This is a genomic window from Desulfonema magnum (assembly GCF_017377395.1).
In the GTDB taxonomy this organism is placed as follows: Bacteria; Desulfobacterota; Desulfobacteria; order Desulfobacterales; family 4be13; genus Desulfonema_C; species Desulfonema_C magnum.
Genome location: NZ_CP061800.1, coordinates 883596 through 909744, shown reverse-complemented (window position 1 = coordinate 909744; position 26149 = coordinate 883596). Strand labels below are relative to the sequence as shown.

The window sequence follows — 26149 nt, the reverse complement described above, 5'->3', positions numbered from 1 at the left end:
TTCACAGGAGTGACATGGCTTTATTTTTTCAACCATGAAAAGGAGGAAAATACCATGGAAACGCACTGCACCAATCCCATGATTCACAGGGCTTATGATGCTCTGAAAAAACTGAGTGCGGATGAGGAGACGCGTCAGCTTGCGGAAATGAGGGAAAAGGCTCTCAAGGACGAAGTCTCCGCCCTGGACGCAGCTCGCAGAGAAGGGGAAAAAAGAGGCGAAAAAAAAAGTGAAAAAAAAGCCCTGAAAAAAATTGCACTGAATCTGCTCTCAATGGGAGTTCTCACTGTTGAACAGATTGCCCGGGCAACCGATCTGACCGTGGCCGAGGTGGAATGCCTGCAACACCCGGATCAGGCTGATGAATCTGTATGAATAAACCTGCCGGGATTTTATACTTCAGACACCTCTCGGATGACCGCTAAAATAAGCTCAGGAACACATTCATTCATCATCAGTAGATCGAAAAGTTTTCAGGCTCTAACAGCGCGGACACGACAGACGGGGGAGAAACCCGGCTTTTTCCCGCGGGGGAGGCACCCTGTCCGGAAAAAAAGCCGGGTTTCTTTGCTGTCCCGCGCTCAGTCCGGCCGGAAATTTTTCGATCTGCTAATCATAGCTGGCTTCAGCCTGACTTCGCTTTCACCCTCGGAATTGCTTCCGAGACTTCTGATATCAGCGCATTTAAGGTCACAAACATGGAAAAAAAAACAGTATTGATACTCGGAGCTACAGGTCTGGTAGGCGGAGAATGCCTTACCCGCCTTCTGAACAGCGATTTTTATAATCGGATCGTCATATTGACGCGCAGACCTTTGCCAGATTATTTGAATCATCCGAAAACAGAGCAACATCTCATTGATTTTGATCACGCTGACAAGTATCAGCATCTTATAAAAGCGGATCATGTGATTTGCACGCTGGGCACGACCATCAGAAAAGCAGGAACAAAAGAGAATTTTTACAAAATTGACTTTACTTATCCGCATCGCATCGCAAGTATTGCTCAACAAAACAGAGCCAGTCATTTTCTTGTTGTATCGGCAAACGGGGCAAACCCGAAATCCCCGTTCTTTTACAATCGAGTCAAAGGGGAATTGGAAGCCGCCATTCAAAAGCTGAATTACAGGAGCGTCAGTATTTTCCGCCCCTCATTGCTGCTGGGGGAGCGTGAGAATTTTCGTCTCGGAGAGGAAATAGGCAAATTTCTCAACAGATTCATCTCATTTGCCATATCGGAAAGATATAAACCGGTTCATGGCGGTGCAGTGGCGGATGCTGTCTTGCAGGTTGCCCGGAAAGATCAGGCAGGTGTTCGTATCATTGAATCGGATGAGATACAGGCCATTGCGAAAGAAAATCGGGGCAATTTTGTGATTTTCTGAAAAAATCACAAAACTGACCCAATGATTGCAAGTTAATTTTCTGAGTCAGTCAGATTTGCAAAAATATTCATTCATCCTCTGTCTGGAAATCTGAATTGGCACCATACAAAATACGATGAAGTTCACGATCTGTAAAATAGGGATCATCATTTCTCAGGTAAGGAAGCATGATTTTTTTTCGCCGGAGTATGTCCTTATCCAGGTCTCCGATAATTTCATCAGGTCGGTAATATGCGGCTTTATAAATTCGCTGACCAAAAGGATTGATGATCTCACTGCCGCCCCAGAATTTATACTTCTCTCCCCGAACCGCGTCGCAGGATTTCGCACATGAAGGTTTTTTTTCGGTTTCTGACTCAGAAGCATTTCTTTTTTCCGGAATCATTTCCTCGCCCACACGGTTCGCACATATATTATAAATACCAAAAATACGGGAATAGAATTTGTTAATGATCTCCCAGCTTTCGATATTACTAAATTCAGGTGACATTGAAGTTTCCGAGGAGTTAAAAATGGAAATAAAAACATCTGCCTTCTGGCATACCCCGAGATATGGCAAAGCCGGATGCCACATGTCATTACAAATAAAAACTGAAATTGTCATGTCGTGAAATTTAAATACACGGACATGCTTTCCATTGGCAAAGTATTTTCGCTCCTCAAAAACTCCGTAATTGGGCAAATTGAGTTTCCGATAAGCAAACAGAATCTCACCGTCAACCGCCACAAGAGCGGAATTATAAAAATTCATTGACGGAGACTCCTCGATAAAGCCGACAACGGCCGCTGTTCCCCGGGTCGCGGACACCAGGGATCTGATTTCCCGCGAATCAAGTCTGAGAGCCGCCTCATGATATTCGGGACCGACAAAATAACCTGTCAGAGCCATCTCAGGAAACACATTCAGGTGGATGCCTTTTTCCCTGCCCCGATTAATTTTTAAAATAACCTCTTCCAAATTGGTTTTGACATCCAGCAACACAGGGCTTGTCTGATAAATCGAAACTTTTATCACTTCTTAAATCTCACTCTTTTTTCATATGATTCTAATTCAGAAACGCTTTTCCCGTATTTTTCAATGTGTGTTCATCCCGCATATAATCCGGATTGCTGCTGTTTCGAGCGATGACCTCAAACCCTTCAGGGTCAAATTCAACTGTCTCTGAACAAGGTTCCGGGCCTGTTTCCTGACATAATTGGATATGTCTTTCCAATTTTGCAATGGAAAACGATACCAGTTCTTTTAAAAATCCGAAAGCGTGGCGCATCTGGTGAAAACCATATTGTTTCATCATGGCGTACCCTCTGATGGCCTCTTCTTCCGATATCTTATTCGGGTGTTCCTGACTCGTGGTGCAGGCCGTCTGAACCGAGGGAATATCAAGTCGTTTGTTCACCTTTTCCATAAGAAGATTGGCAACATTATGGGATATCAGACCCAGATCCACCGCATATTTTTTCTCTATGCTCGCGACCGAGGGAAGTCCCGCATGCACCACCATGACCCCCGGGTTCACCAACTGAGCCAATGTGATTCCGAACAATGCCTCGGCATGCGTCAGCGTCAGAAGCCCTGACATACTGTAAGGCCCGGAAAGCCCTGCCATGGGCATGGTGGAGACATAAGTCGGAATTCCCTTTCTCACACATGAAAGAAAAGGGTCCACCATGGTCTCAATGATATTTAACGGACTGTTGATAATGGAGAACTGAACCGTGATATTCCCTCTGGTCTCATGGATTTCTTTGGCTCTGGAAATTCCTTCCTCACTCAGTGTGGCCACATAGATGGGTTTGTCACAGTGTTCGATAATGGTGTCCATAACCTTGACTTCCTGCTTAGGGACAAGGACACCTCTGGCCATAAACTGAACCACATCTGCGTCATTGACAATTTTTGCAATTCTGGCGATATGTTCAAACGTCGGCATCACCAGTTCTCCGGTCAGATCATCATATACAAAAGGGGCTGTTCCTCCCACCCCGAATGAGTTTTCAGGAATAAAAAACTTGTCCCGTTTGGGGGTCATCTCAAGGGCCTGCTCAACCAGCGGAGAAAGCACATGAATATGAGCATTTGTTTCATCATACGCGGCAAGCCCTGTATTCTCAAAAATCTGTCTTAGTTCGGCAGATTCACATTTGACGCCGACCTCTTCCAGAACCCGCAACGCGTCCAAGTGTATTTTTTCCAGAAAATCATCATCTTCAAAAATCATTATCTTCACCTTTTCATAAAATGTCAAGAGTTAAGAAATCAAAATTATAAACACTCGATAATCAAGTTTTTTTTATGTCATTCCGTTCGACTGAGCTCACGCCGAAGTCTGCAAAACCAGGAATCCGCAGCTTCCGGAATCGCCACACCTGCCAAAAATGGATTCCTGCTTTCGCAGGAATGACAAGCTTTTTGTTCGAACCAAGTCAAAAAACTTGATCATCGAGAAACAGCCCCCCCTCTGAAAGGTCCAAGTCTCAAATTTCAAATTTCAAATTCCAACTTTCAAGTTTCCAGTTTCCAGTTTCCAGTTTCCAGTTTCCAGTTTCCAGTTTCAAGTTTCCAGTTTCAAGTTTCCAGTTTCCAGTTTCCAGTTTCCAGTTTCAAGTTTCCAGTTTCCAGTTTCAAATGTCAGTCCGTCATACGCAAATCGGACATTAGGGAATTTTTTTTCCAGGAGGAGATAGTCATCATAGCTTCTGTTCCAGTATTCCTCAAGATGGACAAACAAAATCCGGCCAGCCTGAATTCGTTTTGCCAGAGCCAATGTCTCTTCAAAAGTATATAAAGTGGTCCTGGATATATGATCATCAGGATAGACAAACCCATGTTTTAACCCTTCCTCAAAAATCCCCGGCTGAATCACCAAAAAATCAGCTTTCCGAACCTCTGCTCTGTGTTCAGGAAATGGCCGGATGTCACATGGGGCGTAAACAGCTCTGGCATTTTTTTGCTCAAACACATATATAAAAACGGTCTGACTGCCCCGGTCCACGGGGATGGCCGTAATCTGAATATCTCCGATCACGATATGGTCTTCAAAAGAAACAGATCTGACAAACCCCTGGTTTTCATAAAATTCGATCACCGGGCCATAGGCAGTCTGAATATTCTTCAGACGATCATGCAGATATTCGGGCAAAATCAGATTTATCTGTTTTTCCGGGTAGGCTTCCCAAGTGCGAAAATCCAGGGTTATCTGTTCCACCACCCGAAAGCCTTCGACGTGGTCCGGATCCAGATGCGTGAAGAGCAGATAATCAACACTTGCGATTTCTGACCGATTCAGCTGGCAGGCGATTTCCGCGGGCGTGTCAATCAGAAGGTTTATATCATGGATAAAGAGGGCCGGGCCTGTCCGTTCATATGGATGGCCTTTTTGCCTTGCCTGTTTGCAGACCTGGCAGTCGCAACAGGGTTTAGGGATCACGGTGCAACCACCGGAGCCGAGGATCGTAATTTTCATAATTTGAAATTTGATCAGGGAGTTCCCGGTGGGACATCATCTGCTGTCCATGCAGGGACACTCCCCCGCACCTCCCTCAGAGGGGATTCCCGTGGCAGGAGGTCCTGATTCATTTTGCAGGACGGGGTTTGCAACCCCGTCCGGAATATTTTCCGGATCGCCGCCCGTAAACGTTTCGGACGGGGTTGCAAACCCCGTCCTGCAGCGAATTCCCGGGGGACATAATCTGATGCCCATGCAGGGACGCTCCCCCGCACCTCCCTCAGAGGGGATTCCCGTGGCAGGAGGTCCTGATTCCCCCCGGGACCGCGGGGGAGTCAGGCATATTAATGTCAATCAAAAAAATTTTCATGCCCTAGCGGAGCAAACAGGACGGACAGGGAAGAAACACGGCTTTTTCCGACAGGGGACACTGCGTCCGGGGAAAAAGCCGGGTTTCTTCGCTGTGCAGCGAACAGCCCGGAAACTTTTCGATCTGCTGAATGTTGGAGAATTCTCTTATTGCGGAAACTTGTAACCGAATTTCAAATTTCCTGCTTCAAAAGATTACGCCACCATACACTCTTCTTCTTCTTCCTCTTCGTGGTTATGCTTCAGATCCCCGTCCACAGTTCCCCGAACCCGCTCTCTTTCTTCTGCGAAATCAAATCCGGTCCATATGCCGATGGAGCCGAGAATGGAATTCTGGGGATAAAACTCACGGAATATCTTGAAGTAATATGCCGCTTCTCTGCTGTTGATGGTTGCCAGAGGGTTCTCAGCCTTGATGCGCTCATATTCTTCCTGACTCATGGCATTTTCCGCCAGCGTCTCTCCCAGACTCTCGCAGCCGGCTCCCTGGGTATATTGAACCTTGTACCGCCACAAAATTTCATCAGGGAGATAATTTGTGTCTTCAAAGGCTTTCCGAAGGATCCATTTTTCGATCTTCGCGCCGTTATGCTCGCGGATTTTGAGATCATGGGGAATCTTCATGGAGATATCCACCATTTCAACATCCAAAAAGGGGACCCGAAGCTCCAAGTTAAAGTACATCCCCATCCGGTCGGCCCGCTGGAGGTTGATATTATGAAGGTTTCCGATGCACCGCCTGGCTTCCAGATTGAGTTTGTCCAAAGGGAAATGTTTCATGTAATGATAGCCGGTGAAAAGCTCATCCGCGCCTTCTCCGGTCAGCACGACGGTAACGTAATCCGCAGCCAGCTTGCAGGTGAAATAACAGGGAATCGCACAACGCACCAGGGACGGATCATAGCTCTCCAGTTTTTTAATGACAATGGGCAGGGCGTCGTAATACTCAGCTTCTGTAAAAAGGAGTTCGTGATGGGTGGAGCCGATATGTTTGGACGCTATACGGGCAGCCTTGACATCATCGCTTAACTCTCCGTCATTATCTCTCATCCCCACGACAAACGTATGAAGATTGGGTATTTCATCCGCGGCGATGGCTGCGACCAGGCTGCTGTCCAATCCGCCGCTGCAGAATGATCCCACCGGAATTTCCGGATCCGCGAGCAGACGCTTTTTCACTGACCGGATAAATGTTTCCCGAATCAGTTCCCGGGTTTCTTCGATATCGGTAAGCAAATGATCTTGAATTTCCGGAATTCGGTAATATTTCACAAACCCTTCTTTGGGTGTATAGTAATGACCGGCCGGAAATTCATGCACTTCATCTACCCCCGCGATGGTCATGGCACCCAGTTCGGAGCTGAAATAAAGGTTTTCCCCCTGGTATCCGTAATAAAGGGGTTTGATGCCGATGGGATCTCTTGCCAGCATATAATCTTCGCCGTCAAACAGGGCAAAAGCAAACATGCCGTCCAAATCCTTTACGCAGTCAGGTCCTTTTTCCTGATACAGATGCAAAATAACTTCAGTATCGGATTGGGTGTTAAAGCGGTATTGAGGGAAAAGCCCGCTTCGAAGTTTACGAAAATTATAAATTTCACCATTGCAGACGATCCCTTTGCGTCCGTCATCCGAAAGAATAGGCTGATGCCCCTGAGCCACATCCACAATAGACAGGCGGGTATGACCTAATACGAGATTTTCATTAGAGAATATCCCACGGTCATTGGGTCCCCGATGTCCGAGATCATCCAGCATACGATTAATTGTTTGCTCATCCTTAACTCCGAAACATCCTGCTAAACCACACATGAATTACTCCTTTTGAATCTGTTAAAAACGAATACAATGGTTCGAAGGCTGTCCGAACGATTGTCCTGAGAAACCCCTTTTTTTTGAAAAAACGGGTTTCCACCTATTTCAAGTTTCAAACCTCAATCAACGAAAATCTTACCAAAATTGGCTGTGGTAAGCGGATCATCCATATACATCCCCAGGCCGATATTTCGGACAGATTCCATTCCTCTTTCGTCATATACGGGCGTTTCCACTTCAGGCGCATCATCCGCAGTGACTTCCTCGGCAATTCGGATGGCTTTTTCCAGCTTTTCGATAGAGAAATCAATGAGGTAGCGGAGAAAAGAAAAGGGATGCCGAATCATATGAAATCCGTATTTTACGCACAGGGCCTGTCCCATTTTGGCATCCGCATAAGCGCGATCCGTGAGATGCTCCTCATGCGTGGCTCCGGCACTTTGGAACGAAGGCAGGTCCAGCATGAGATTCAGATGCGTCATCAGGAGATTTAAAAAATTGTGGCTGATCAGCCCATAATTGGGATTGTACTCAATCCGGGGATCCGCGATAGTGGGATATCCTGCATGGACGCAGATGACGCCCGGATTCAGCAATTGTGCGGCGCAGATACCGTACAGCACCTCGGCGTGAGTCATGGCCAGCACGCCGTTGTAACAATAAGGTGCGCTGATGCCGGCCATGGGCATGGCTGAAATAAAAACCGGCAGTCCTGCTCTGACCACTTTGACAAAATGATCTGAAAAATTTTCATTCACTTCCAGCGGGGGACGGGTCAGGCAGAATACGATCATGATGTTCTTTCTTGTCTCGTATATTTCCTTTGCCCTCTCGAGTGCGTCGTCAGAAGTCACTGCAAAATAAAGCGGCTTGTCGCAATTCTCGATCATTATATTCATTTGCTGGACTTCGCTCTTGAGTTTTACGCCTCGTCCCATTCCGCCAACGATTTTATTGGCCTGAGCGATCTGGGCAATCCGAATGACATGCCCGGACGTAGGGGTCAGACCGCCCTGCGCGGCTTTGTCGTCATAAACATATGGGGCAGTTCCGCCGATGAAAAAGCTGCTCATGGGAACGAAGAAATCATCAAGCCCCGGAGTGGTCTTCAGGCATCGTTCAACTAATTCTGAAGTAACATATATCCTGTTTTCATGGACAACCGCAAGTCCTTCGTCAGCGAATTTCTGGAAGACTTTCTGCATGTCCGGCTGTTTGCAGCCGACTCCGAGATTTTCCAAAATCCATAAGGCATCCTGATGAACCTGCATAAGCATTTCAACGGTGTTTTTACCCAGTGATGCTGTTGATTTCTCTACCTGCTGCGGATTCATTCGCCCCTCCTTAACACCTTAACGGCCTGTTTTACCCATTGGCTCACAGCGGGTTGTTCTTTCAAGCCATCATAAATTCCTTCATTTTCATTCACAGCTTGTTCCAAAATAGCATTAAATGCTATTTTTTCAAATAGTTCCAATTCAATCATAATGTTTGTTCTGCCTCTTTTTTAATCTTTCGAAAGGTGTCCTGACTTCCTGCCATTCTTTTCATTCTGACTCCTGAATATTTATATGAAAGTGTCAGGTGTCAGGTGTTAAGTGTTAGGAAAAACTGTAAAACTTTCATCGTTCGTTGTGACCGGCAGTTCATGGCCGTTTATCAGAAAGTTCATTTTCTGAAGTACAGATTTTAAGAAAAAGACCATCCGAAGAGCAAAGCTTAAATTCTTCGTGCTGTACAATCTTATTTTCCGCATCATTACACGGATTATCCATTGAAAGAGATCGTATATGTTTTTCATCAGATATGCCGAATACTCCGAATATGAATTTGCGGAAAAACAAGACAATAATCATTTTTGCCGGACTTTTGCCGGACAGGATTTAACCCCGTCCCGCAAATAAACTTTCGGGGAAAGCCCTGAAAGGGCAATTTTACAGCCAGCGGTGAAACCCTGACTGAAGGGACAAATTTTAACACGCTCTTTAAGGACTTTTACAATTGGGTATTGCCCAATTTTTCAATCTGATTCAGATAGTTATAAAGATTAAGTCCGTAACCGTAACCCCCCAAAAAATTGGAATACCATATCTTCAGATGGTTTAAATAATATTATGTGAAGAAAGTAATTTTATTTCGTGTCAAAAAAGTATTTTTATTCTGCACAAAGGATTTATTTGTTATTTTTTTCGATAAATTTTTAATTTGCTAAAATATCAAGGAGGTAGGCTTTATCAGCATTCAAATTCAAATCAAATAGTTATGGACTGAATAAGCAATAAGCAATAAAAACAAAAGATTAAAATCAAATTATCAATCAATATTTTTGCAACTATTTGAATCTGTATTTTTATTTTTAGTCTTTAATTCGTATGAATAATATTTTGTATTAAAAATAATTTTATTATTAATCAATTTTTTTTCTTTTTGTCAAGCTTAAATTCATTTCCTGTTATTTCCCTTTATTTTTTGGCACGTTTTTTGCTTCAATTTAAAAAAACATCTGTGGCCCTGACAAGAAAAAAATTTGATACTCAGATGCGCTTAAAAAAAATAGAGAATGCTCCGCCTGCACACCGCTGACCCGGTTTGGGAACTGATATGAAATATCTCGAAAGACAGCAGCTAATAAGATTTGTTCTCAGAAAAAGCTTAAAAAAAAGAATAAAAATTTGAATTTATTGCATTATAATATCTGAAAAACGGCTTGGGAGGAAAAACTTAATAAAGGACCGCAGGTATCTTTAACAAGAGGAATTTCTCAAAAAATACCTTGATTTAATTTTTATCTCGTTCGATAATATATTAATTTCTGAGGGTATCCCTGTGTTCAAAAAAATGATCAGCAACATTGATGAATGAAAGGAGAAATCAAGATGGAAGATTGTATTTTTTGTAAAATAATAAAAGGAGAAATTCCCTGTTTCAAGGTCTATGAAAATGACAAAGTCCTGGCGTTTGAAGATGTAAATCCTATCTCTGAGGGGCATACCCTTATCATTCCTAAAAATCATGCTGAAAACCTCTGGGAAATTTCTGAAGCGGATCTTCATGCGATTCATATGGCCTCTAAAAAAGTTGCTCATGCAATAAAAGAGACATTAAAACCAGATGGCGTAGCTGTTCTTCAGCTGAACGGCCGGGGAGTCAATCAGGTGGTAATGCACTACCACCTCCATCTGATCCCGCATATTCCCGGGTCTCCTGAATTAACCATGACAGCGTGGGAACTCAGGCCAGGTGATATGGAGGCTATCAGGCAGACCGCGGAAAAGCTGGCATCAGCTATAAAGTGATATATAAGAGGGGGGTTGGAAAGTCCCCCCTCATTAGTAACGACTGCCGACTGCCGGACGGGGTTTGCAACCCCGTCCGAAACGTTTGTTTTCGGGGGTCGGAAAATATTTCGGACGGGGTTGCAAACCCCGTCCGGCAGATCACGGATTAATAAAAACAATGAGTTACGATCTTAGCCTGATGCATATGGGGTTGGAAAGTCCCCCTCTTAGTAACGGAGGTGAGCATGAGTCGGTCAATCAATAATGCTGGCTTGAATCTTGTAAAGAAGTTTGAAGGATTTTCACCGGAAGCTTATCTTTGTCCGGCTGGTGTTCTGACTATCGGCTACGGTCATACTGGCGGCGTAAGCCCGGGCCAGACAATGACGAAAGAAGAAGCTGAGGCAGTGCTCAGACAGGATTTAGCGGAATCAGTTACCCATGTGGAGCGTTTGATTACTGTCCCGCTGACAAGCAACCAATTCTCTGCTTTGGTCAGCTTTGTTTTCAATGTCGGGGCTGGCAATTTGCAGAGCAGCACGCTAAAAAGAAAGCTGAATGCCGGTAATTATGGGGCTGTTCCCTCTGAGCTGGCTCGCTGGGTAAAAATAACCGACCCTGTCACGAAAGAGAAAAAAACAATGCGCGGGTTGGTACGTCGGCGTGCTGCCGAAGCTGAACTTTGGCTTACGCCGGACAAGGCAGACAGTGCCGAGGGCAGTGTTGCAATGCCCCAACGGGTTGAAAATGCGGATCCTCATGACGACCCAGCGGTGCCAACGATAGAGCAGATAACGAATACAATGCGCAGGTTGGGTTATAAGATCTTCCGTGGAAAGGATCGTACAGGTCATAAACGAAATTATGATTTAAACATATTCGGTGTCCGCGCTGCGAATATCAGAGCAGGCGCATTCGACGACTGGATCGGTGTTTTCTGGATGAATTGGGATACAGGCGGCTGGGAGTTTCACATTTGGAATGCCACAACCGACCCCGGAACCTATTGGTTAAATCAGCCGCTCAACGTGAGCGGGACTGCCATTCTTGTTCCAGACCAATACCGTTCCAGTTATCAGATTGGTTTGCACCGAAATAAGTATGAAGCGCTGGTACAGTGTAAGCCAATAAAAGTTTATCGGGATAATAACAAAGATGATGTCCTGGATATGATGCCGGACACTATACAAAGAGGGCTTTTTGGTATCAATATCCACAGAGCTTCAACAGACCATCGCTCTGTAAAAGTGGAGAAGTGGAGCGCTGGTTGTCAAGTCATCGCGGATCCTCGCTGTTTTGCCCGGCTGATGGATATCTGTAACTTAGCCGAATACGAATGGGGGCCGATATTCAGTTACACGCTGCTAACGCAAGAACAATTGGCAGGGCAGTGAAAAGTTCACGTAAATTACAGGAGCAACAATGCAAAAAGATCGCATAAGATGGAATGAAAAATACAAAAATAAAGAAACAACTTCTGTAAAACCTTCTAAAATTATAGAACAATTTTACAGACTGGCTCCCAAAGGAAGAACCCTCGATATTGCCGCGGGCACAGGAAAAAATTCACTTTTTTTAGCGGAAAAAGGCTTTTCCGTGGATGCTGTGGATATTTCAGATGTGGCATTGAAAACATTTTCCAGGTGTCATTCCCGGGTTCATGCTATCTGTGCTGATCTCGATACCTTTGAGATTCCCAGAGAACGGTACAGTCTTATTGTCAATACCCGGTTTCTGAACAGGCGGCTCTTCCCCTATATCCGGGAGGGCCTTGTCACCGGGGGAATCCTGATTTTTGAGAGCTATTTGGAAGGGACCGGAGAAGATTATTGCCGTCCCTCCTGCCGGGATTATCTGTTACGGGATAATGAGCTGCTTCATGCTTTTTTGTCCATGAAAATTCTTTTCTATCAGGAAACAAAAATCCACGATCAAAAAGATTTCTGCCATATGGCGTCGCTTGTGGCAGTGAAAATATGAGTGAAAGCTGTGAAAGCGTGAGCATTATAAAACAAAAATTATTTTTCGCTGAAAACAACCCGAAATTTCCCTCAACACGATTTCAGGGGAGCAAAGTAAGTACCTAACCATAAGTTTTTAATATCTGCCCGGGGAAGAAACCCGGCTTTTTTTCCGGAATGATGCTTCTCCGATAAAGGAAAAAGCCGGGTTTCTTTGCCACTCACAGAAAAAAAATGTATAAAAAACTTTTGATCAGGTACTTAAAACTCGTTGACTGGATTTGGGATGCCATAAAAAATATCAAATTTGACACGGTGATTAATGCCTTCGGCGGAACCGGAAGTGTTGCTTATATGCTTAAAAGTTTTTCGCACACAGCACGCCTTGAAACGACAAATAAGTACCTAACCATAAGTTTTTAATATCTTCCCGAAGAAGAAACCTGGCTTTTTTTCTGGAATGATGCTTCTCCGACAAAGGAAAAAGCCGGGTTTCTCCGCCGCTCACAGAGAAAAAGGTGTATAAAAAATTCTGATTATAACGGATTTAGGGGAGGGCCGACCAGGCCCTGTAAGGGCGGCATATTTGCGGGTGTGCCCCGGCTTTTACACAGGAACAGGTTTTATGTGTAAAAGGCGGGACGCATCCGTTTTTTTGCCACGAAGGCACGAAGGCGCAAAGTCTCACAAAGTCTCACAAAGTCTCTTTGTGCTTCCTTTGTGTCTTTGTGGCTGATTTTTTTGGATAAAAGGCGGGACACATCCGTTTTTTTGCCATGAAGGCACGAAGGCGCGAAGTCTCACGAAGTCTCTTTGTGCCTCCTTTGTGTCTTTGTGCCTTTGTGGCTGATTTTTTCGGATGTGTGAAAGGCGGGACACACCCATATTTGCAGCATTGGCCGGCCTCCCCTGAATCCGTTATAATCAGAAAAAATTTTTGATCAGGTACTTATTTTCTTAAAGGCTATCGTACCTGAAAGAAATGAAATATAAATGTGTATAGTTATATGGATAAGATTTTTTGTCAGGCAGAAGTCAAAACAATAATTCAGACATTTTGACTCATCCATCATGTTCTTTTAAAATATAATTAAGGTACCTTGCTCATCTCTCCATAAAAATTGAGATCAAACGCCCCAAAAACCCAAACAAACAAAAGGAGGCTATCATGAAAAGATCAACCCGGATTTTCAGTCCGTCACCATCCCGGCATATTGTCTGGCTTTTTTTTATTGCGCTGTTGTGCATGGTGATCGCAACAAACACGACGTGGGCAGGGTTTTATCCGGGGAATGTTGACGGCAATGAAACCATTGACCTGGGTGATGTGATCACGGGTTTGCAGACACTGGTAAACGCAACGACATCTTCTGTAAGTCATGAGGCAGATTTAAACGGAAATGATAAAATTGGCATTGAAGAGCTCATTTATGCGATGCGGGTAACTGCGGGATTGCCAGTAACGCTTGAACAATCCAAGTTGGAAAACCTTACAAATTTTGCTGCCCTGGCCCTGGCTGATGATGAAAAAGATATTGAGTCACTGGAGCAGATGGCTGCCATCATGTCTTATATCGGACTGAACAGCGCCAGGCAGAAGAAACGCTCTTCAGATCAGGATATCGCTCTGAATCTCCTGAACACTGCTTTCCCATGCGGCACGGTTGAAAAAGAGAGCGAAACTTCGGAAGCCGTTGTCTTCACTTTCACAGAAGCTGGCTCGGAAAATTGCGGCGGTATCACCGGAACTGTAAAAGTGACACCTTCTCTTGACGAGAGCAATGTTTCTTATGCTATTGAGTGCAGAGATGTGATAAAAGGAGATTGTGTTATCAACGGTCATACAACAGCAACACTCTCCTCTGAAAACGACCCGGTTACAGCAACACTTGATTTGGACAATATAATGATCTGCAATCAGACGTTTGAGGAAACTGTCACCATGACTTATGACACAGCGGGTCAGGTACTTTCCGTAAACGGAGCATCTGAAAATATCTATTCAATCGGCAACTCAGGCGCAATCGTCACAACAGATTTTGCTTATAGCCAGACTGATGGAATGAGCGGCAGCACAACAATAGATTTCGGGACACAAACTTTTACCTGCGGATTCAGTCATATCAAAACAGATCCCGCGTCCGGGCTGCCTGTCTCGGGTTCCCTGAATGTCAATAACACTGAACTGAATTTCAGCGGCCTGTCTTCTGAGAATCCAAGTCTTTCTGTTACGCTGAATGATTCTATATTTAATCTGGATTTGCAAGATGTTCAAAATGTATATCATAGCTGGTTTGGTCAAAGCAGTGAGAGCCAGTGTCGGACCCGTGCCGCTCTGAGAACTGCGGATGGCTGCACAACACTGCTGAATGACTTAAAACAGGGGGCCATTGCTGAGATGGAAGAAAAGCTGGATGAAAATCTCCGATACGCTATGGAATGCAGGAAATATGAACCGCCTGTATACTGGGACATGGATGGGGATCATGCCGTTGCCGTAGCTGGTGATGTTAATGCCGACGCTTCTCTTTCTCTTTATGATCTCTTAGCTGAAGAGTCATTCCCTTCAGATGAAGGCGCAACAGAATATTCAGAGACCAACACCCAGGTGGCCGGTGTTGATGAGGCAGATTTTATAAAAAATGACGGGTCTTATATCTATATTCTGGCAGATGGCAAATTTCATATTGTTGCTGCATGGCCTCCTGAATCATCTTCTGTGATTTCTTCTTTTGATATCGAAGGACAGCCCAAAAAAATGTTTGTACACAACAAAAGAGCATTTATTTACTCATCTCTCAATTATATAAGGCAAAATGATTATGGCTATTATCCGGATTATTACGGCGGCAGAGATAATGAATGCACTTACGGCTATAACTGCGAGTTCACGGGTGACGGACGAAAACTCAAAATAACGGTTTTGGACATCTCAGACACGACTGCTCCCAAGCTGGTCCGTGAATTATATTTCTCAGGCTCGTATTTAAATTCAAGACGGATCGGAGATGCGGTTCATTCGGTTGTGATTTTTCCTGATCCCCAATTTGACGGGATTGAGTACTGGCCCGAAGGACTTGAGGAATATTGCCGGGGAGGAGGGTATTATTGGGATTACTATTACTGGGAGGATGATTATTATTATGGTGTACCGGAATATACCGAAGAAGAGCTTACCGAGATGTTTGAGGCGCTGAAGCAGGAAAACAAAGCAATAATCCTGGGATCTGACATTACGGACTGGCTTCCCTCAGTAAAAGATATTCGCTATGTTGATGGTCAGCCTCAGGAAGAAAAAGGACTGCTGGGAAACTGCGATGATTTCTATGTATCCATGCAGCAGGATGGAAAGAATTTTCTGTCAATGGTATCTGCCAATATAAACGGCGAAGGTGAGCTGAACGCGACAACCATCATGGGTAAACCCGGAGCGGTTTATGCCTCATCTTCGGCTTTCTACATTTGTTCAGGACATCAGCACGCGCCCAGAATCATATGGTTCTTTGACGAACGAGAAGAAATAAAAGAAGCCTCAACCGTTCATAAATTTACGCTGATCAATGATCCGCCATCTTCCGCATACAAAGGCAGCGGCGTGGTAAAAGGCAGAGTGCTGAATCAGTTTGCCATGGACGAATATGAAGGATTTTTCCGTATGGCAACCACCACAGGCAGAGAGCCAAACCCGAATGTCCACAGCACCATCTCTGTTTTTGAAGACAAAGGCACCGAACTTGAGGTGGTGGGACAGATTGACAATATCGCGCCCACTGAAGATATCCGGTCCGCACGTTTTGACAGAGACAGAGGATATATTGTCACCTTCAAAAAAACAGATCCGCTCTTTGTTTTCAACCTCTCCGATCCCAACAATCTGACCATTGCAGGCGAACTGAAGATTCCGGGATTTTCAACCTATATTCATCCCATGGATGACAATCATCTGCTTTCCATCGGCTATGATTCCGCGGAGTCGGATTCGGGAAGTTTTGCCTGGTTCCAGGGAATCATGCTGCAAATATTTGACGTGGCAGATATGACCAATCCCCAGCTCACACATAAGGAAGTCATCGGAACACGGGGATCCACTTCGGACGCGGCAACAAATCATCTGGCATTCAATTTCTTCAAACCCAGGGACCTCCTGGCGATTCCCATGGTGATCTGCGAAGGCGGAAGCGGCGGAGGCAGCTACGGCGATACCATGACATTCAGCGGTCTGATGGTCTATAAAGTCACCACGGACACCGGATTTGAATATCTTGGCGGCGTGTCTCACGAAGACCCGCAAACACAAGAAGAGGAGGGGTATTATTGGAGAAGCCCGTGCGCCAACTGGTGGACAAATTCAAATTCAAAAGTGAAACGCTCGGTTTTCATGGATGATTATGTTTTCTCCGTGACCGAAGATGAGATCAGAGTGAACCTTGTGTCAAATCTCGGAACAGACATTGCGGTTATCAACTTTACAGAACCATGAGAAAGCGGGGAGTCCTGCACCGGAAAAAAAATGCCGCAAAGACACGGAGAGCCTTTGTGAGACTTCGCGTCTTTGTGCCTTCGCGGCATTAAATACCTGAGCAAAAATTTTTTATATATCTTTTTTTTCTGTGAGCGGCAGAGAAACCCGGCTTTTTCATTCACGGACAACGGGTCATTTCGGAAAAAAAGCCGGGTTTCTTTCCCGGACAAATATCGGAAACTTATGGTTAGGTACTTATAAGCCGCGCATCGCGTCAGTTTTTCCCGGAATGACATTCGGAGAGAACAGCATGTTTTAATATAATAATTTCAGAAAGTTATGTTCTCCTCTAACTCCGTTATAATTAGGAAAAATACATTCCGCTTTTTCTGAACTGCAAAACTGATCCGCACTAAAGTGCAACTTACTTCAATTCGGACAGAACACGAAGAATACAAATCACTTCGGTCACTTCGATTCTGCCATCCGAATTCACCTCATCCGCGGATTGAATTCCGGCAGGATTAAGACCCGCAAGCACTTTCAGCCCAAGGATCATATCTGTAAGGTCAACTGCATCATCTTCGTTTATATCCATATCCTGAATCCTGTAAACTGCTACTTGAAATCCGCTGTTTTTAATAGTCATTCTGCTGTTGGGATTGGTGACTTTGATATCATAAGTTCCCGGTTCCGTCCCTTCGGGAATCGTTGCTCTCAGTTCCGTTGAACTTACAAACGTCACATTCTCAATTTCGATGTCCCCGATCATTACTGTGGCACCGGACATAAAATCTGTACCAGTTATCACAACACCGGTGGCACTATCACGGTTACCGACCCCCGGATTTACGGAAAAAATATCAGGCTGAGTATCTATGATAAAAGGGCCGTAATGCACGGTTTTGCTGTAATTTCCGCCATCATCTATTGCTCTGATATGAAAGTACCACGAGCCATCCCCCAGGGAATCAGAAGTATCGGAAGTGGCAGTCGGACCTCGGTTTTTTGACCAGAGAACAGTATCAGGGAAATTGTCCCACAAAGTGGCATAACCATTCAAATCTTTGTCCGCATCTGTTGAAGCCTTCCAATTGACAGTTATGGTATTGTCAGTTGATGATACCCCGCGTGTATGATCCGGGCTGAAAATATCAGACGGCTCCGCAGGCGAAGTCGCCATCGCCGAACTCGGAGCCAGTAAAAATAATATCAGAATAAAACCCGTTATACGATTGTAAGCTTGCATATCTCACACCGTCCAAAGCTGAAACCCGAAACCCAATCTCAAGTTTCAAATTTCAAGTTTCAAATTTCAAGTTCCGAGTTTCAAGTTTCAAGTTTCAAGTTCCGAGTTTCAAGTTTCAAGTTTCAAGTTTCAAGTTTCAAGTTTCAAGTTTCAAGTTTCAAGTTTCAAGTTTCAAGTTTCAAGTTTATCTGCTTTCGACCATTGCAGCGTTTAAAACTTCATAACCATCTGCTTTATCAGACTTCACTTTTACCGTGTAGCTACCCTCGGCAAGTCCGGTGAAGGTATAGTTACCGGAATCATCTGTCTCTGTGGCATTAACAAATGTATCGTTTTCATCAAACAAGAACACAATATCACTGTCGTCAGCTATGCCGTATAAATCTCCGATATTTCCACCGTCAAGAGAGATGTCATAAGCCACATCACTTCCCTCAATGGCAAGCTCGCCTTCGAAGTTTCCGTTCATGCTCCATACATTTACCACATAGCTGCCATCTGAAAGACCAGATATTTTGTATTCGCCATTGCGGTTTGTCATTGCCCCGCCGCCAAAATCTTTGCTATTGCTGTAAACATCTACCCACACTCTGGAGACCGCATCACCTTCCGAGTTCGTAACCACGCCGGAGACAGTGTATCCGGAAGAGAGTGTGAGCAGACCCAGGTCCGTGTTATCAGATACCGCAACCGGTTTTGCTTCTGCCCAATCCTCGGTCAGACAGCCTGAATCTGCATTATAATAAGCTTTGATATAACCATCCGCGTAAATTCCGACTTTGTAGATTCCCGCAGGAAGCTCCATGGAGAATGTTCCGTTACCGCGTCTTTCAGTATTACCCCATCCGTGTCCGGTCTCGCTCCATGCGTCTGTCCACACAAGCGTGTTATCTTCCAGACCTGCGATCTCACCCGAAAGCGTGTACATTTTAATGGCGTCAAAATTAAAGTTTACATCAGCGGCGTCTCCGTTTGAAAGATCAACGCGGGTTGCATCGTCCCATGACATCTGCTGATCATAAAAGAGATTCTTTCTGCCTGACCATGCGCTGACCACATAGCCCGAACCGCTTCCGAGTCCTTTTATCTCATAACTGGCCTTTCCGTCCGCATCAGCCATGATTTCGGCATATCCGCCATCCCATGTTGTCTCATTCCAGACATTGACAGATACCCACTCGCGGGGTTCCGCACCTTCTACGGAGCCGGAGATACACTTGCCTTCCGAAGCAATAAAGTCTATGTTCTCAGGGTCAGTACTGGTATCAATACCGGTTCTGACTTCAGGCGCATGGCCTTCGGGCCGGAACGTGACGATAAAGTCATCTGCCGAGGAAAGTCCCGTAATCGTATAATTAACAGGAGAACCTGTCCCTTTCACTTCTGTTCCGCCCCAGGAATTCTCATTCCATCTGATTCCGCACTCATCATAAGCCATATCCGTCATTACCAGGAGCATCGGCTCTCTGTACTGATCGGCCTTTTCCCGCCGGGCTTCAATCCATGCCCATTCGCCTTTGGCAAGTCCTGTAATTGTACCTGAAATTGTCTTGCCCTTGGAAAGTTCGAGATTTATGTTGCCCGGGTTTGCCTCTGAATCCACCAGAGCGGCGTTTTCCCAGTCTGTAAGTCCGTCATCGCCGTAGCAGCCGCCGATATAACCTTTCGCCTGAATTGAAACACGGAAATCCGAGGCCACACCAAGACAGTTAATTTCATAAGCCACATCAGAACCTGTTCCGATCACCTCTGTTCCGCCGGAAGAAGCGCCGCTTTCACTCCAGGCATTGATCCATGCCCGGTCATCAGGGTCCAGCCCTTTAATAACACCGCTGACAGAATTACCGGTACTCATTGCAATATTCACTTCGGAAACATCTCCGTCAACTGTGCTGACCAATGTTGCATTATCATAAGAAACAAGAGCAGACCCTGCTCCTCCGTAAAAACCGCTCATATACCCTTTCGCGTTTACTGAAACTCTGAAATCAGATGCGTCTGCAAGACCGGACAGGGTAAAATCGGCGGTGTCGCCTTCTGCTGTCACTTCGATTCCGCCCTTGCTCCATACGGAATCGCTGTATGCGTCTATCCATACCCTGTCACCTGCGGACAAACCGGACAATGTGCCGGAAATTTTTTTCCCTGTACTCAGTTTTATGTTTGCGGTTGTTGTTCCGGTAGCAAAGAATACCGCATCTTCCCATAAAACGAGTTTTCCGTCTTCTCCCACGTAGCCGTTCAGATAACCCTCTGCCCAGACATTGATTCTGTAATCATCGCCATCCTCAAGGCCGCGTACTTTAAAAGAAAGGTCAGAACCTGTTCCTGTCAGTTCCGCACTGCCCCAGCCTTTTCCGGAATCACTCCATACCTCAATATAAGCGTTGTCGCCTTCTTCAAGACCGGACAGTGTGCCAGCTATACTTGCGCCCATATTCAATGCAAAGTCTATCCCTGTGACGGCATTGCTGCTTGCATCTATAAGAGTGGCATCTTTCCATTTCAACGTATTATTGTAATACATGGTCCGATAAACACCATTGCCCTGCACACTCACTCTGTAATCCGAAGCCGGATAAACAGCGATCTCATAATAACCGTTTTCGTCTGTGGCGGCACCATACCAAAGCGACGAAGGCATACACATAAATTCGTCCAAATACTTGTCCTCAGAATTAACATCCTCATCTTCAAAAATACCATCTTTGTAAAGAGAACCGGAACTGGCGTTCACCCATATTCCTGAAACCGGATCGCCTGCTTCGTCCACGACACGACCGGAAATGGTATTGCCCGCGTCAAATATGATGTTAATTTCTGTGTCTGTGGTTGCGTCCAAGAGTGTGGCTTCGTTCCAATTCGGTGAAAGAGAACCGTCCTTGCCAGAAGTTGTCAGAGCGCTATCCTCACCAACTTTCCAGTAACCGCCTATAAAAACGCCTTCCCAGGGCCAGGAGCTGAGTCGGTATCCTTCTCCGGGAGGTACGACAATGGAAAAATTTCCTTCTTCATCTGTGGATGCGCTGCCCCAGCCGCCCGGGATATCCGCGTGTGCATCAATCCAGAGTTCCTTAACTGGTTTTCCGTCAGAATCGAAAGCTTTTCCGTATATTCTGGAACCTTTTCCCAATATGATCTCCACGCCGCTGACACCGTCCGCTCCGGCTTCTATCATGGTTCTTTCTGCCCAGTCATTGGTGACGCTGCCTGACCATTGGACATCCGCACCCGGATCAGAACCGGTTCCGCCGTCAGCATCCTGAAAAAAACCGCTGATGGCCGTGGTATCTGATAACTTGTGAACATTAATAAACAAGTCATAGGAGCAACCTTCACTTACAGATATGGAAAACGCGCCATTCTCATCTGTTTCTCCGCCGTGGCTAAAACAAAATTTGTTCCAAGTATCGGGTCTGACTTCAATGCCATTCAAGGGCATGATCTTATTTCCATCCTCAGGTTCTGCGTCGGAAGCAGAGATATCAGATTCGAGTTCAATATCCAAAAAAGCAGATTCAAGATCGGAATCCAAGACATCAGGTTCGAGATCAGGCTCCAAAAAATCAGGTTTGGCATTGATCCAGGCATTCTGAACGGGCTGACCGTCGCTATCTTTTACAACACCGCTGATAGTGACATAGTTTCCCTCATCCGGCAAGACCAAGTCCGGTTCAAAGTCAGCAAATGCGATATCCTCATATCCGTCAAGATCAAGTGGTTCAAAGCCAAAGTCAAAATCAGTGAGGGAGATATCTTCATATCCGTCAAGCTCAAATGCTTCAAAGTCAAAATCACCGAGGAGGATATCTTCATATCCGTCAAGCTCAAATGCTTCAAAGTCAAAATCAGCGAGAAGAATATCTTCATATCCGTCAAGCTCAAATGCTTCAAAGTCAAAATCAGCAGATGTGATATCTTCATATCCGTCAACATTAAGCGGTTCAAAGTCAAAATCAAAATCACCAAGGGGGATGTTTCCATAACCAAGATCAGAGATATCCTTGCCGATTCCCGTCAGTTCTCCGTTATCATTCGTGAAACCTGCATTATTATTCTGCGCTGCCGCCATCCCGCCCATCACCGAGAAGGTGAGAAAGAATACGGCCACAATAAACCTCAGCCCTTTTGCGATATTTTGTTTCTTCATGGTGCCTGTCCTCCGTAAATTTCATGCTAAAAATTAAAAAATATTACAAACAGTTTCAGTTAACTGCCTCTGCTGTTTCTATTTTAACATCACTGAGAAGAAGATAAAGAATGAGACTGCAAAAAATCTCAGCAGTCCTGCTTCTTTGTTTAAGCTCTTCATAATCCCTGTCCTCCTGTGGTTTGGCGTCAAAGGTATTCATCATTGTTCAACCTGATTTATGCTGCCGGATATTTATCGTCTGCTGTCTGTTCAGTTGATATCGGAGCGTAAACAACCAGCAAACCATACCCGCCAGCCATGCGCCGGCAGCCATCAGCCAGGAATCAATATCCAGAAAATAACATCCGGCAGCCAGTGTCCAGCATCCGACAGTCAGTATCAATGCAGACCGCATCATTGTTTCCTCCGCTCTCCGAGCTTCTGCTGCGCTTCGGATTCACGCAGTCTCTCAGTAAATTTTCCTTTTTGTTGTATCTTTGCTTCCTCTTCGACCAGATATCTTAAATTTCTTTCCTCATCTGTTATGATGTTTCGGTTCAAATTGTTTATACGAGAGAGTTCCTGATTCGCGAAGCTCAGTTTTTTTGTCAGCGAGCTTCTTTCATCAGGAGAAACAGCCCGGCTCAGTTTCATCCTGATTTCAGCGACCTTTCTTTTTGCCCTGTCTCTTTCACGTTTGCTTTTCTTGTGAATGATATTAAGATTCTGTCTTGCCTGAAGTATCTCATATCTTATGGCTCCGGGGCTTCCGGGCATCTGGTGCCGCATTTTCGCATCAGAAATATCAGGTTTTGAAAATGTGTTTGCTTTTTCAGGATATCGGATGTTTCCGTCAAATTTTTTGTAGCTGGCTGACAACATTTTTCCGGTATTAAATATTTTTACTGTGTCCAGGCGATAGGTCTCTTTTCCGGACGGACCGGTCTCCTTGGCAAACACGAAAGCGCTGCTGAGAGAATGGCCGAGTAATCGCTTTATGCCCTGCTCAACGGGCATATTCTGAAATTTCGATGTGACCGTCCGGGTGATGCTTTCATCTAAAAGCACTTTTATTCCGGTCTGTTCTGAGAGGGCTTTTGCGACATCTGAAATATCCGCATTAACGAGATTGACGGAAATCGTATTGTCGGATTTCTCAATCTTTATGGAATTTACACGGGATGGAGAGGTTTTTCCGGCAACAGCGCCAATGGGATACAGCAGAAGGCAAACCGATACTGTCAGCAGGGAAATTTTAATGAGATGAGATATTGATATGTAAGTGTTCATATTGACCTCCGGGCATGTTTTGGTGTTTGATATTTACTGACGCACTTTCAAAAATTTTCTTTCACAGAATTAAATTTTTTTTGTGAATGTCAGATGAAATTCTTAACTATCATAGACACCCGGGGATAAATTTTCTTTCACTTAATGATTAAATTTTCTCCCGATAATGAATTGCCAAGGCTTCGGGGGGGATGAAAGTGATGGAGAAAAAAGGAAAACAGGAGGATATATTTGGAGGTTAGCTTTCGGAGTCTGATCTGGCTATGAAGCGTACCCGGACATAAATTTTCAGGTATAAATTCGGCAGCAGACCTGCGAAGTTTCGGATACAATAAAAAACCTCCGAGGTTTTGAAAACCTCGGAGGTTTTGGCAGTCTGATCAATCCATGACGTTAGTTTGCGGAAAACTCATACACCACAGAATTTTGTGGTGTTCCCGGATAGTTATCAGGAGTTTCCACTGTGATTGAAATTAGCGATCCGCTCTCTTTCCATGCGACATATGCGGACTTGCCTGATTTAAGTTTATATTCTCTGTCCTCATCTTGGCTGCTGATCCAAAAAAAGCCCTTTCCCGGAATCCATTCGAGACTCACCCAGCCGCCATCCCCCCTGTCATAATCTAACCAATAAAAAATAGCCACATCACCTTTGCTAAATTTTTTATAGCATTTCCGATTTTGAACGTGAGAACCTTCTCCCATGAAATTGTGGGGCTGCTCTCCGTTTGGATCGCGTATGCTTTCGTCCCACAAACGAGAAATGAAACTGCCTTTGGCTACGTTATATTCCCGGGCACCGTTCTGCACAAAATTATTGTTCCAACTATCTGTCCTAAATATCACATTCAAAGAAGAATTAGCTGTATAGGGCGTGTCTGTATATTCTGCCTTGGTAATCGGCTTCATATATTCGACGACCATGAATCTGTCGGATGATTCCATCTTCAAAACGACTTTCTGCTTCCCGGGAGATTCATCATCTAATTTCGCGTAAACCTCATAAAGGTTATTACCTAAGGGGTGGAATCCGACAATATCAATATCCGGGCCGGAAGCGCCGGTCGATGGTATAACATAATAACCGTTTCTGCAGGTAAAAGAATCTGCGACAGAGCGAGGCTCAACTTTCCTCCCAAAATACCTCATCGTTATCTTATCCACACGCTGAACTGGCACCCTGTAATTATAAGATGCATCTATTTTCCCGAGTTCTCCCAAATTATCAAGACAGAGCATGGCAAAAGAAATCATATCCTTGTCCGGGGGGACGCTCCCTCGTCGGAAGGATGTTACCTCGCCAGCCTCCAAATAATAAAACAAGCTGATTAACTTCTCTCTCAAAGCATCGTCCAGCTTTATTTCTTCTGTGGAAGCGGCAAGTCTCGCCTGTTTTTGCCCTCTGAGTTCCATCCCGGTAACAAATGCAGCGCAACATCCTGAATCATATTTCCACTCTGCCGCATACCGTCCGTTTCCGTTCACAATTCGACTTACATCTACGGTAAATTCTTTTGTCTGCTTCTGCTTTGCATAATTCACCAGTTGCGGGGTCAGACCAATCTTATTCGGGTTTCCGGGCTGGTCAGTCGCGTCGTAACACGCTGTATTCTGATTGTTCCATGTGCCGACCACCTCGCCCCGCATTCCTTCTTTTCCCATAAAAACAGAACCCGACGTTGTTCCGCAGCCGCTGGTCACGGCGCTTACCGCCAGAGTCCAGTCTGATTCAGGCGTATCATCTGTTACATTAAAGAAATATTTATTCTGAAGGTTTTGGCGTCCGGTCCAGCCCACATGATAATCTTTATAAACAACACCTTTCTGTATTGTCGGCTGGGCAGAAATCAGAGGGGCCGGAGCCGGGCTGACTTTTTTTCCACGCAAATTCTTTTTTATCTGGGCAACGGTGCTGAATTTGCTGGCTTGCCTATCCATACTCATATCGCTTTGAAATCTTCGGGATTTTCCTTTATTATAATAAATCCGATTGTTATTATACCATCCTGAAGCGGATCTCCGACAGGAAGCCACAACAATGACATCCTTCAGCCCGTTACCATCCATATCAGAAAAGGATATTGCCTTGATTTCACATTTTTCCGCCTCACCTCCGCCAATATCCTCAGGCTCGAAAACAGCATCTTTGCCTTTGCCATAGGCAGGTATGATAAAAGGCTTGTACTTTATAGGATCATTATCATATTCCTGATCTTCAGATATAAAAAAACAAATTCTGCCATAGGGTTTTAATTTCACATCAAAAACCTGATCTTCAACATGTGGGAAATCACCCAAATGCAGATTCGGAATAGTTCCGCAAGCATGTTCCGCTTCCGCTTCTGGTGTCGAAGCTGACTGCGATGCCTTTGTTACCAAGTTTGCCGGTGCAAGGTATGTATTCCAGGCATAAGCATTGCCCCCGTTCTGAAGCACAATCTCATACCAGTCTTTTACGATACCGCTGACCATTACGGTCTGACCTTTTTTCAGGGTTCCGTATTTCTGAGAATTCTTATTCGGTGCGACGCGGTAATTCACACCGCTTGTTACCACATAAGTTCTCGGAGAACTGAAATATTCTGTCCTGCCTGCGTTTGCATCAGGCAAAATAACTGGCACGCTGAACAAAAAGGTCAGACAGACGATAAATACTGCGAATCTCATCTTACTGGTTTTCATCTTTTTTCCTCCTTCTGTTTTCTAACGGGTCTGGCGATAAGACCTCCGAAGTTCTGAAAAATTCGGAGGTCTGATACTGC

General features: G+C 44.9%; 18 protein-coding genes. 6 read left to right on the top strand and 12 right to left on the bottom strand.

Annotated elements, in window-relative coordinates; genetic code table 11:
• The first annotated feature begins 9 nt into the window (after positions 1 to 9).
• Positions 10 to 375 (top strand): Rpn family recombination-promoting nuclease/putative transposase, encoded by a 366-nt coding sequence (locus dnm_RS03610; protein ID WP_207681352.1) that lies wholly within the window; start codon positions 10 to 12, stop codon positions 373 to 375.
• A 323-nt stretch (positions 376 to 698) separates the two neighbouring features.
• On the top strand, positions 699 to 1385 hold the full coding sequence (locus tag dnm_RS03605; RefSeq protein WP_207681351.1) for an oxidoreductase: 687 nt from the start codon (positions 699 to 701) through the stop codon (positions 1383 to 1385).
• Positions 1386 to 1452: 67 nt separating this feature from the next.
• Here the strand turns inward: dnm_RS03605 and dnm_RS03600 are convergent, their stop codons facing one another.
• From dnm_RS03600 to dnm_RS03575, 6 genes are all read right to left on the bottom strand, one after another.
• Positions 1453 to 2400, bottom strand: coding sequence for a nitrilase-related carbon-nitrogen hydrolase (locus tag dnm_RS03600; protein ID WP_246556184.1), 948 nt, complete (start codon positions 2398 to 2400; stop codon positions 1453 to 1455).
• Between the two features lie 31 nt (positions 2401 to 2431).
• Positions 2432 to 3604: a trimethylamine methyltransferase family protein gene (locus dnm_RS03595; protein WP_207681350.1), complete on the bottom strand. Its 1173-nt coding sequence runs from the start codon at positions 3602 to 3604 to the stop codon at positions 2432 to 2434.
• Between the two features lie 333 nt (positions 3605 to 3937).
• The gene (locus dnm_RS03590) at positions 3938 to 4849 is read right to left on the bottom strand and encodes an MBL fold metallo-hydrolase (RefSeq protein ID WP_207681349.1); all 912 of its coding nucleotides are present in this window, start codon (positions 4847 to 4849) and stop codon (positions 3938 to 3940) included.
• A 546-nt stretch (positions 4850 to 5395) separates the two neighbouring features.
• Complete coding sequence (gene asnB / locus dnm_RS03585) at positions 5396 to 7012, bottom strand: asparagine synthase B (protein ID WP_207681348.1); 1617 nt, start codon at positions 7010 to 7012, stop codon at positions 5396 to 5398.
• Positions 7013 to 7134: 122 nt separating this feature from the next.
• Positions 7135 to 8349 (bottom strand): trimethylamine methyltransferase family protein, encoded by a 1215-nt coding sequence (locus dnm_RS03580; protein ID WP_207681347.1) that lies wholly within the window; start codon positions 8347 to 8349, stop codon positions 7135 to 7137.
• Positions 8346 to 8501 carry a hypothetical protein gene (locus dnm_RS03575; RefSeq protein WP_207681346.1) on the bottom strand — a complete coding sequence of 52 codons (156 nt, stop codon included), beginning with the start codon at positions 8499 to 8501 and terminating at the stop codon, positions 8346 to 8348. The genes dnm_RS03580 and dnm_RS03575 overlap by 4 nt, the downstream gene beginning before the upstream one ends.
• A 1390-nt stretch (positions 8502 to 9891) precedes the next feature.
• Here dnm_RS03575 and dnm_RS03570 point away from each other — a divergent pair.
• The 4 genes from dnm_RS03570 (at position 9892) to dnm_RS03555 (ending at position 16734) form a co-directional block, all read left to right on the top strand.
• Positions 9892 to 10311, top strand: coding sequence for an HIT family protein (locus tag dnm_RS03570; protein WP_207681345.1), 420 nt, complete (start codon positions 9892 to 9894; stop codon positions 10309 to 10311).
• A 227-nt stretch (positions 10312 to 10538) separates the two neighbouring features.
• Complete coding sequence (locus tag dnm_RS03565) at positions 10539 to 11687, top strand: lysozyme (RefSeq protein WP_207681344.1); 1149 nt, start codon at positions 10539 to 10541, stop codon at positions 11685 to 11687.
• A 28-nt stretch (positions 11688 to 11715) separates the two neighbouring features.
• Complete coding sequence (locus dnm_RS03560; protein WP_207681343.1) at positions 11716 to 12273, top strand: class I SAM-dependent methyltransferase; 558 nt, start codon at positions 11716 to 11718, stop codon at positions 12271 to 12273.
• 1149 nt (positions 12274 to 13422) lie between these two features.
• The gene (locus dnm_RS03555) at positions 13423 to 16734 is read left to right on the top strand and encodes a beta-propeller domain-containing protein (protein ID WP_207681342.1); all 3312 of its coding nucleotides are present in this window, start codon (positions 13423 to 13425) and stop codon (positions 16732 to 16734) included.
• A gap of 406 nt (positions 16735 to 17140) precedes the next feature.
• Here the strand turns inward: dnm_RS03555 and dnm_RS03550 are convergent, their stop codons facing one another.
• The 6 genes from dnm_RS03550 to dnm_RS03525 form a co-directional block, all read right to left on the bottom strand.
• A complete protein-coding gene (locus dnm_RS03550; RefSeq protein WP_207681341.1) occupies positions 17141 to 17965 on the bottom strand; it encodes a choice-of-anchor Z repeating domain-containing protein in 825 nt (274 codons plus the stop codon).
• Positions 17966 to 18149: 184 nt separating this feature from the next.
• Positions 18150 to 22115, bottom strand: a complete 3966-nt coding sequence (locus dnm_RS03545; protein WP_207681340.1) for a carboxypeptidase regulatory-like domain-containing protein — start codon at positions 22113 to 22115, stop codon at positions 18150 to 18152.
• A 55-nt stretch (positions 22116 to 22170) separates the two neighbouring features.
• Complete coding sequence (locus dnm_RS03540; protein WP_207681339.1) at positions 22171 to 22320, bottom strand: hypothetical protein; 150 nt, start codon at positions 22318 to 22320, stop codon at positions 22171 to 22173.
• 3 nt (positions 22321 to 22323) lie between these two features.
• Positions 22324 to 22515, bottom strand: a complete 192-nt coding sequence (locus dnm_RS03535) for a hypothetical protein (protein WP_207681338.1) — start codon at positions 22513 to 22515, stop codon at positions 22324 to 22326.
• On the bottom strand, positions 22512 to 23387 hold the full coding sequence (locus tag dnm_RS03530; RefSeq protein WP_207681337.1) for a hypothetical protein: 876 nt from the start codon (positions 23385 to 23387) through the stop codon (positions 22512 to 22514). Before dnm_RS03530 ends, dnm_RS03535 begins: the two co-directional genes overlap by 4 nt.
• A 393-nt stretch (positions 23388 to 23780) precedes the next feature.
• Positions 23781 to 26069, bottom strand: coding sequence for an SH3 domain-containing protein (locus dnm_RS03525; RefSeq protein WP_207681336.1), 2289 nt, complete (start codon positions 26067 to 26069; stop codon positions 23781 to 23783).
• Positions 26070 to 26149 lie beyond the last annotated feature (80 nt).

Excerpts from the sequence above, each read along its gene's own strand:
- dnm_RS03590 (WP_207681349.1), bottom strand. The coding sequence starts at position 4,849 with ATGAAAATTACGATCCTCGGCTCCGGTGGTTGCACCGTGATCCCTAAA.
- dnm_RS03540 (WP_207681339.1), bottom strand. The coding sequence starts at position 22,320 with ATGATGAATACCTTTGACGCCAAACCACAGGAGGACAGGGATTATGAA.
- asnB (WP_207681348.1), bottom strand. The coding sequence starts at position 7,012 with ATGTGTGGTTTAGCAGGATGTTTCGGAGTTAAGGATGAGCAAACAATT.
- dnm_RS03525 (WP_207681336.1), bottom strand. The coding sequence starts at position 26,069 with ATGAAAACCAGTAAGATGAGATTCGCAGTATTTATCGTCTGTCTGACC.
- dnm_RS03545 (WP_207681340.1), bottom strand. The coding sequence starts at position 22,115 with ATGAAGAAACAAAATATCGCAAAAGGGCTGAGGTTTATTGTGGCCGTA.
- dnm_RS03560 (WP_207681343.1), top strand. The coding sequence starts at position 11,716 with ATGCAAAAAGATCGCATAAGATGGAATGAAAAATACAAAAATAAAGAA.
- dnm_RS03565 (WP_207681344.1), top strand. The coding sequence starts at position 10,539 with ATGAGTCGGTCAATCAATAATGCTGGCTTGAATCTTGTAAAGAAGTTT.
- dnm_RS03550 (WP_207681341.1), bottom strand. The coding sequence starts at position 17,965 with ATGCAAGCTTACAATCGTATAACGGGTTTTATTCTGATATTATTTTTA.
- dnm_RS03555 (WP_207681342.1), top strand. The coding sequence starts at position 13,423 with ATGAAAAGATCAACCCGGATTTTCAGTCCGTCACCATCCCGGCATATT.
- dnm_RS03575 (WP_207681346.1), bottom strand. The coding sequence starts at position 8,501 with ATGATTGAATTGGAACTATTTGAAAAAATAGCATTTAATGCTATTTTG.
- dnm_RS03595 (WP_207681350.1), bottom strand. The coding sequence starts at position 3,604 with ATGATTTTTGAAGATGATGATTTTCTGGAAAAAATACACTTGGACGCG.
- dnm_RS03580 (WP_207681347.1), bottom strand. The coding sequence starts at position 8,349 with ATGAATCCGCAGCAGGTAGAGAAATCAACAGCATCACTGGGTAAAAAC.
- dnm_RS03570 (WP_207681345.1), top strand. The coding sequence starts at position 9,892 with ATGGAAGATTGTATTTTTTGTAAAATAATAAAAGGAGAAATTCCCTGT.
- dnm_RS03530 (WP_207681337.1), bottom strand. The coding sequence starts at position 23,387 with ATGAACACTTACATATCAATATCTCATCTCATTAAAATTTCCCTGCTG.
- dnm_RS03605 (WP_207681351.1), top strand. The coding sequence starts at position 699 with ATGGAAAAAAAAACAGTATTGATACTCGGAGCTACAGGTCTGGTAGGC.
- dnm_RS03535 (WP_207681338.1), bottom strand. The coding sequence starts at position 22,515 with ATGATGCGGTCTGCATTGATACTGACTGTCGGATGCTGGACACTGGCT.